The following is a 7,914-nucleotide window of genomic DNA, read 5'->3' as shown; positions in this document are numbered from 1 at the left end:
TCGTCTGCTGCTTCGTGGTGTGCGCAGGCGTATTGCTCATAGGCAGACCTCCAATTCCTTGTAACCGAACGCCTGTAACCGGGCAGGAAAACTCTCTTTTTCTGCACACAGGGCATTCGATGGGCTTTATACTTTTTCTTATCTTTTTAAGGTTACATGGTTACAGAAAGTGGAAAATGCAGCAGTCATGCGGCTTTTGCGCTGTAACTGCTGCGTAACCGAATCTGTAACTGACCGTGTAACCGCTGTCCATCAGAAGGGAAAGCCCAGCTGCTTGGCTTCCGCATCCGTTATTTCGGAGAAATCTTCAGCCCCGGTTTCGGGGCTGGTTACGCGCTCCCAGCCTTTCTGGACACCGTACTTCGGGTAACGCTTGGCAGTCTTGTGAGCCTGCCAGCCTTGGATATCGCCGCGCGAAATTCCTGTGTTCATAATCTCGCAGATAGCACGGGTCTCCCATTCTGCCGGAATGTTGGTGTTGCCCAGCGCCTCCGCATAGAGCTGCTTGGAACACACCCGGTCCCCTGTGTAGTCCTCCAGAAAAGCATAGATCATGCCAGCCTGCGCATCCTCCTGCATAAAGTCCTGCTGATGGGCTTGCAGGGTTTCCTGCATGGCAGGGCTGAACGCCAGCTTATAATTGCCGCTGTTGTAGATGGTCATGGCTTCTGCCCAGAGCTGGTCAATATAGGCGCGGGATTCCTCCTCGTTGTCCAGAATGTGGACTTCGGCCAGTTCCGCATCCACCGGGACAGGAATGAAGCGGCGGTTGCCCGTGCGGTCACGGGGCAAAAAATCCTGCCGGTTGGTCGTGCCAGCAAAGACGCACTGGCGCAGACGGTCGGCAGGATGGGTCTCGTAGGGGATTTTATAGGTTTCCTTCTGCTTGCTGAGAAAGCTCTTGATCTCCTCGATGCTCTTGGCATTGGCGGTGGCGATCATCTCCGACATTTCGATGATCCAGTGGCCTTGCAGCTTTCGGTACACGTTGTCATCGTCCAGCCGCCGCAGGTCATCCGAAAACCATTCATCCTTGACTGCCAGCAACCGGAAGAAGGTGGACTTTCCCGCACCTTGCCCGCCCACCAGACAGAGCATGGTCTCAAATTTGCATCCCGGCTGGAACACGCGCTTAATGGCTCCCAGCAAGAAAATCTTCATGGCTTCGCAAGTGTATTCGTCCTCCGCAGCACCGAGGAAGTGGTGCAGGACGTGGGCTATCCGCTCTGTTCCATCCCATTTCAGACTGTTCAGATAGTCCCGGATGGGATGATAGCGGTTCTCGTTGGCAACGATGCGGATAGCAGATTCGATTTTCTTTTCGCTGGAGATGCCGTATTTTTCCATTCGGCGCAGAATATACTTCATGTCGGTATCGTTCAGGGTCTTGCCGGAGCGAGACCACCCCACAGGCTTTACAATGTCGATGCGCTCGCTCAACAGGTTCAGCCGGATGGCATCGGCAAGCACATGGTCGTTCTGCAGAATCGTAATGCAGTTCTGGATCGTTCGCTGGATCTCTCCGTTGGAGTGCTTGGTCAGCATTTCTTTCACATCTTCAACGGTTCGGGGAGTACGTTCTTCGTTGACTTCTTTGCTCAATAAACATCACCTCGTATTTCTGACTTCTCGGCAGTAGGCGGTGCAGATGGTTTCCGTTGCGTCTGTTCTGCCTGCAAACGGTTCAGCAGCTGCAGAACAGAATCCCGTGCTTTCTCCTTGACCTGCTCCTTGCCCTTCTGCCGGACATCCGGCTTCAGGAGCTTTTCCTGCAAACGAGTGGCGGTGGTCTGCATGGTCTTGAGGAACTTGTCCAGCACTGTATCTAACCGATGGGCGGCGTACTCTCTCGTGGGCTGCGGAGCCTTGCGCTCCGGGGACAGCACCCACTTTTTCGTGTCCTCGATCATCTGCATATCTTCCTTCCGGGTCTCGGTGCGGACGGTCTCTGTCACCACTTCTACCGCCTTGTCGTAGGCTGCTGCTGAAACATCTTCCAGCAGGGTCTCCATATCCGATACTTTCAGGGTCAGCTCATCCAGTCTGTTCTGCTGGGCGGAAAGCAGCTCCTTCTGCTTGGCAAGGATAAAGTCCTGCTTTTCCAGATACTTGCGGCTGCCGTACTCCGCTTCTTCCTCCAATTCCAGCCCATGCCGTTTGGCAATGTCAAACAGCATCTTCCGGCAGGCGGCATCGAAAGTGATCTTGCGGTTGTTGCGGCGGCTGAGGGGCTTAGCCGGGTCGGGCAGATCAAAACCCAACGCTTCCAGTGCCTTTTCCTGCTGGGGAGCTACCTCGCCGTACTTGTTCTCGCAGTCGAACACATGGCGTTCGTGGATGTGGGGTGTGCTTTCGTCCAGATGCAGCGCCCAGTCCAGCACATGAACGTGGTCGCCAAACTTGGTCTTGAACTCGTCAATGAACTCCGTGACGATGTTCAGCAAGTCCTCTGCCGAAGCGTGTTCGTCCAGCGTCCCAAGCTGGTAGATGGTCTCCTCCGGGCAGGTCTTGCGGCTGGACAGCAGGTCAGGAATGGAGCGATTACGCTCCGTGTGCCGAATCTTGGCGTTACGCTCATTTTGCCTTTCGATGAACTCCGAATAGTGGGTCTCGTAGAATTGACGTTCCACCTCCGAGAAGGTCGCCGCCAGATCGTCCGGGTCGGGTGGAGCGAGAACCGAACGGAAACCGTGAAAGCAGTCCCAGTAGATGTTGCCCTTGGCTCGTTCCGGGTCGATGTGCTCGCTGTTGGCAAGGTTGAAACTGCGGTCATTGTGTTTTGGGTTATAGGTGCCGTGGGTTCCGGCTCGTCCGTTGTGACGTGTTAATTTCAGATAGGCATCCCTCCGTTTCAACAGCTTGGCGGAGAGAACGCAGCAGCGGAGCTGCTGGATCTGCCGCCGTTTTGCGCCAGATAATACCCAGTAGGATATGACGCACAGCATCATATCACTGGGGCAAAGGACTACGTCCTCTGCACTCCTGCTCCGGGCAAGCTGTCTCGAATGGACAGCTCGTCCGGTTTTTCAGAGGGTCATTTTGACCCTCTGATTCCGTTACGGGTAAAATCAGGTGCCGGGTGGCGGCACCTGATTTTCAACGACCTTGAGGCGTTACAGGTAGAATCAGGTGGTCATTTTGGCCAACTGATTTTTACGGAGTGGGCGTACCGTATTACAGGTAAAACCGAAGTTCTCAAAATGATAACTCCGGTGGCTTCGTTACGGCTAAAATCAAGTTACGGAAAGCGTAACTTGATTTTAGATGACAGTCCAAATTCCCATTGTGGGGGATTGGGGAGTGAGCGATTAGGCGTTACGGTAAAGTGGTACTTTCCGAAATGGGAAGCACCACTTTACAGGATTGAAGCAGCATTCGCTTTACGCTGGCGGTAGTCTTTCTGCCGACAGGCATTGCTGCAATATCTGGCATCTGCCCGGATCGGCAAGAACTGCTCCCCACAGCAAGCGCAGGTGTAGGTTCCACGTTCAGCACGCTTTTTAAGGCTTTTCCGCAGATTCAGCATCTTGTGACCGCAGATTTGGAAACTGCAATATTTGCGGTTTCGGGTCTGGGTGTAGAGGACCTTGCGGCAGTATTCACACTGGATTCTGCGCACACTGGGGTCGCCATCAATGAAATATTCCATTAAGGTGTCCTGATTTTCGCGTTCCCATTGTTCTGTTGTCATAGGCATTCTCCTTTGGCTGTTACGGATATATGGTGGTTATCAAAATGGTAACCACCACTTTTACACAATAAAGCGTTACAATTATTTGGTTGATGGTCAAAATGACCACCAACTAAGCTTTCTCCGTTATGGCTGAGTGGTAAGTGGACATTTTGTCCATTTACCACTTCCAAGTGGTGAGTTACGTTTTTCGTAACCCACCATAGAACAACCATGTTACAGTAATCAGGTAGATACTGAAAAGCAGTATTCACCAGATTTCACCGTGACTCGACAAAATGTCAAGTCGAGGTCAACCGTAACACGAGCGGAATCAATGTGGACAATTTGTCTACATTGATTTAGGTTGCGGCAATTCACCTCATGTGGTCAAAATGTCCACATGAGGTGAGCCGTAACGCATAAGGTTTTTCTGGTGAATGACGCTTTGTGTCATTCACCATATCAACTGGCCATTTTGACCAGTTGATATTGGGTGTGCCGTTCTCCCTGCATGGATTTCCTGCCCCCTTCTGGCGACGTTTTCCGGCTCTCCCACTTGGGGGTCATCGCCGGGTATCCCATGCAGACGGTCATGCGGTTTTCAAGGTGCGGTGCCAGATTTGGCAATAAAAAATCGCCACACAACAACCTGAACCTGACCATCCCTTCCGGGATGGCCTTGGTTCGGGTTCGTTATGTAGCGATAGAAAGTTAAAAACTTGCTCCGGCTCCTTCGGGAGCCGAGCTGGAACTCTAAGTAAATATGTTATATTAAATTGTTGGAGTAGATTACCATAAAATCCGTACCGTGTCAACAAGAACTTTTGAAAACACGCCACTTTCGGCATGTTGCAAGAAAACACGTCAAAAACTTTAGCAAAAAGATAGAGGGCTGGACAGTGTCAGCCCTCTTGACATGATTCGAGAAAAACTCAAAAAGACTTCCGCAATTTTGAGTTATAATATTCGACATTTTTGCTGGTTCATGGTACACTACATCCAATCCACACGAATCAGTTGGAGGTGGTTGGGTTGCTTTCCCTGTACTTAGCTGTTCTTGACGATCAAAGCAGTGAAGAACAATTTATAGATGTATACAATACCTACAAGCGGCTGGTCTACCATACTGCTTACAAGATTATGGGCGATTCGTATCTGGCAGAGGATGTGCTGCAAGAGGTGTTTTTGTACGTTGCCAAAAATTTTTCTAAAATTCATCGAGAAAACTGTCACGAACTCGCCGCTTATCTCGTTAGTTGTAGTAGAAGCCGTGCATACGATATGCTTCGCAAGCAGCGAGAGAAACCACTGGAAGAAGTTCCAGACACACCAGATGACGCCCCGGTGCCGGATGATGCAGCAGTCAGCGCCGACAACATCGAACACCTGACAGAACTGATTGGACAGATGAAACCGATGTACCGTGACCCACTGCGCCTTTTGGCAATGGGCTACACCAACCGGGAGATTGCCAAATCGCTTGGACTGACGGACGAAGTGGTTCGGATGCGGCTTTTCCGTGGAAGAAAACTATTATGGAAGGAGTTGAACCACCATGAGTGAACGGACAGAAGTTTCTTTTGATGCAGCTTTGATGATGGCACTCCGTGCAGATGCACAGAAAGAACTGGACGAGCTGCCCACTCCGGCACAGCTTAAGGAACGCTACCCGGACACTTCCCGATGGGATGCTCGCCTGCAAGCGGCATTGCATAAACGCCGCCCTATGCTGAAACGGGTGCTTGCTGCAGCCCTGACGCTGGTAATTTTAACTCTCGGTGCGCTTGCAGTAAGCGCAGACTTCCGCAAGACAGTCTATACGATGATTCAGAAGTTCTTACCAATTGAGATGCAAGTCACTTATAAAGTTGAGGGAGAACCATTAGAGCAGCTTCCCGATGCGTATAGTGAACATTATGTACAAGTCGGATTTTGGCGTGACTATACGCAAGGCTATGATAAAAAGGAAACATTCTCTCATGCGTATGTTAATGCTGCCGGAGAAATCTATTTTGTGGATTGTTCAATTATAACCGCATACGGACAGATTGAAACATTCGATAATGAACATACCGTTTATACAACTGTAAAGATTGGAGATAAGGAAGCAACACTTGGAACAAGTGAGATTCCGGGGCAGGTCACCTGTTATATTTTGGTTTGGGAGGATGCTGGTGTTTCCTGCACAATTATGGGCGATGGTTCATTGGATGAGTTGATGAAGGTTGCAGAAAGTATTTATTAACGGCAAAATGCCTAGATATTTGTAGATGAGCACAAATGTGAGGATGGATTTTTGTTTAAGTAAACAAATTTGGGAAATCTTGCAACAAATGTGTTGGTTGCTGCGTTATCTAAGTAAAAGCTTCTGATGGAAACAAACGGGAGGTGTATGCTCTATATGAAAAGGAGCTTCATTGCAATTTCGGTTGCGACAATCATAGGATTGTCAGCTTGCGCAACAAAAGTATCCTCTTCAACTTCTATGAACTCTCCTATATCGACATCGGTGACAAGCGAGCAGGAATTTTTATCTAATCTTGAAAACGCCAGCACAAGCCAAATACTGCAAAAGCTTAAAGAATCGGATGGTGGGTATACAGAAGATTGCTTTTCGGTGTTGACAAATCGCCTTATCAAATTCCCTCAAGACACACTGTATGTGTTGAAATATGACAAACTGATGAATGATAAAGACTTTCAGCAGCTTGTTTTATCCGGCATAAAAACAGAGCTTCCCTATAGTGGGTCGGATGAAGAAAGAAATACGATTTATCAGTATCTGGAATCCATCACCGCTGATAAAGAATATGGACAAATCGCATCAGATATTTTAGGAGAACAAGCTGAAAACAAGGAGAAACCAAATCGGCAAATTGAATTTCAACCTGAAAAATCAGGACAAGCGAGCAGTGTTATTTCAATCGAACTTCCGCAAGGGTGGAAAATTCAAAAGAGAGAACAAACGCAACGTGCTGATAATAAACCGCTTGTTCTTGCAAGCCTGAATCCGTCTTATCCAGTATATGATATTTATGACAAAAATCATGAGTTGGTTGGCGCGGTTGGATACAGCACCTATGAACCATATGAAGGTGATAGAGATTCCGTGCAGATTGTTTACTCTGCACTTCGGCTAGGGTCGGTTTACAGGTTTGACACTGATAATAAATACAATGTGATACAAAGCACGGAACACGGAACGACTGCACTTACAACGGTGATTTTTCAAGATGGTGCAAGTTCAGAACCTGTGAACAATTTGGGGATTCTCGCTTATGATAACGAGAAAGAATGCTTTGTTGCAATTGAACTTGAATCAAGTTCTGTGTCGGAAAGTCAAGCATTAGAAATCGCAAAATCAATTCGCTTTTAGACATGATGGGAATAACAGTGTATAGGTGCCAGCAGATTAAGGAGAACAACTGGGAACAAAGTACCGTATTTTATGTCATTGCGGTACAGTCCTTGAAACCGGCAACACTCCGAGATACTTTGACAGCAAGCCAATGGAGCGGTATGTGTTTTTTTCTCTGGCATTTTTCGCTGTCATCTTTATGGAAATGCTGTCCGATTTATTGCTGGTTGCAGATCGCCGCACTGCATGGAAGGCATTAAATGGAAATGTCAGTGAAGCTAAATTTCACAATCTTCAGCAGATTGTCCTATGCGAAAATCAGAAAGGTTACATCGAGAAGAAACTTGCAAGTACGATGCGACTGGTTCTGATGATATGTGCAACTGCTGCATTTGTATGGTTCACTTTTTGGTATAAGGTTTTGTTATGAAAGAGATAATTATTATACCACATATTGGAATTGGACAATTAAAATTAGGCATGACATCAGATGAGTTAGAAAATGCTCTTCTACAAATGAAGAAACAGTGGTCGAATTCTTCTGATGAAGCAATGCAAATGGAGCGTTGTGCTGAAACTGGTGATCCTAATTTGATAACAGGACGATATATGGATAATGATTCGTTCTTTCTGGTGCAGTATCGGAACGGAAAAGCTACTGAAATCGGCATCCAGAGAGAGTTGTCTAAAGTGGCATCAATAAAATTGTTCGGGCTGGATATGTTTAATACAACCGCCGAGTGTATTATTGATAGCTTAATGAAAAAGGACAACGTTATTTGCAACGAAAAGGACTTGCAACTGGGAACGGAATATATTTTTCCCAAAATTGGAGTCCGACTCTGGAGAGAGCGAGCATTTCATCCCAAATTGTTGAAAGACC

At 47.9% G+C, this 7,914-nt stretch carries 8 protein-coding genes; 5 read left to right on the top strand and 3 right to left on the bottom strand.

Annotated elements, in window-relative coordinates:
* Positions 1 to 252 precede the first annotated feature (252 nt).
* The 3 genes from DW937_RS10055 to DW937_RS10045 form a co-directional block, all read right to left on the bottom strand.
* The gene (locus DW937_RS10055) at positions 253 to 1,545 is read right to left on the bottom strand and encodes a virulence-associated E family protein (protein ID WP_242985194.1); all 1,293 of its coding nucleotides are present in this window, start codon (positions 1,543 to 1,545) and stop codon (positions 253 to 255) included.
* Positions 1,546 to 1,598: 53 nt separating this feature from the next.
* Entirely contained in the window at positions 1,599 to 2,948 is a 1,350-nt protein-coding gene (locus tag DW937_RS10050) for a hypothetical protein (protein ID WP_117505413.1), read from the bottom strand.
* Between the two features lie 407 nt (positions 2,949 to 3,355).
* A complete protein-coding gene (locus DW937_RS10045; RefSeq protein ID WP_117505411.1) occupies positions 3,356 to 3,691 on the bottom strand; it encodes a hypothetical protein in 336 nt (111 codons plus the stop codon).
* A 1,005-nt stretch (positions 3,692 to 4,696) separates the two neighbouring features.
* Here DW937_RS10045 and DW937_RS10040 point away from each other — a divergent pair.
* From DW937_RS10040 to DW937_RS10020, 5 genes are all read left to right on the top strand, one after another.
* Positions 4,697 to 5,236 (top strand): sigma-70 family RNA polymerase sigma factor, encoded by a 540-nt coding sequence (locus tag DW937_RS10040; RefSeq protein WP_243111465.1) that lies wholly within the window; start codon positions 4,697 to 4,699, stop codon positions 5,234 to 5,236.
* A complete protein-coding gene (locus DW937_RS10035) occupies positions 5,229 to 5,918 on the top strand; it encodes a DUF4367 domain-containing protein (RefSeq protein WP_120120826.1) in 690 nt (229 codons plus the stop codon). Before DW937_RS10040 ends, DW937_RS10035 begins: the two co-directional genes overlap by 8 nt.
* Positions 5,919 to 6,065: 147 nt before the next feature.
* Positions 6,066 to 7,049 (top strand): hypothetical protein, encoded by a 984-nt coding sequence (locus tag DW937_RS10030; RefSeq protein ID WP_243111464.1) that lies wholly within the window; start codon positions 6,066 to 6,068, stop codon positions 7,047 to 7,049.
* Between the two features lie 145 nt (positions 7,050 to 7,194).
* On the top strand, positions 7,195 to 7,461 hold the full coding sequence (locus DW937_RS10025) for a hypothetical protein (protein ID WP_243111463.1): 267 nt from the start codon (positions 7,195 to 7,197) through the stop codon (positions 7,459 to 7,461).
* Positions 7,458 to 7,914, top strand: a 457-nt coding sequence (locus DW937_RS10020; RefSeq protein WP_243111462.1) for a hypothetical protein, incomplete at its 3' end; no start/stop codon positions are given. The genes DW937_RS10025 and DW937_RS10020, both read left to right, overlap by 4 nt.

Source organism: Faecalibacterium sp. AM43-5AT (genome assembly GCF_003603345.1).
Taxonomy (GTDB): Bacteria; Bacillota; Clostridia; order Oscillospirales; family Ruminococcaceae; genus Faecalibacterium; species Faecalibacterium taiwanense.
Note: the sequence above shows the minus strand (reverse complement) of the source record. Positions and strands in the feature narration are given on the sequence as shown.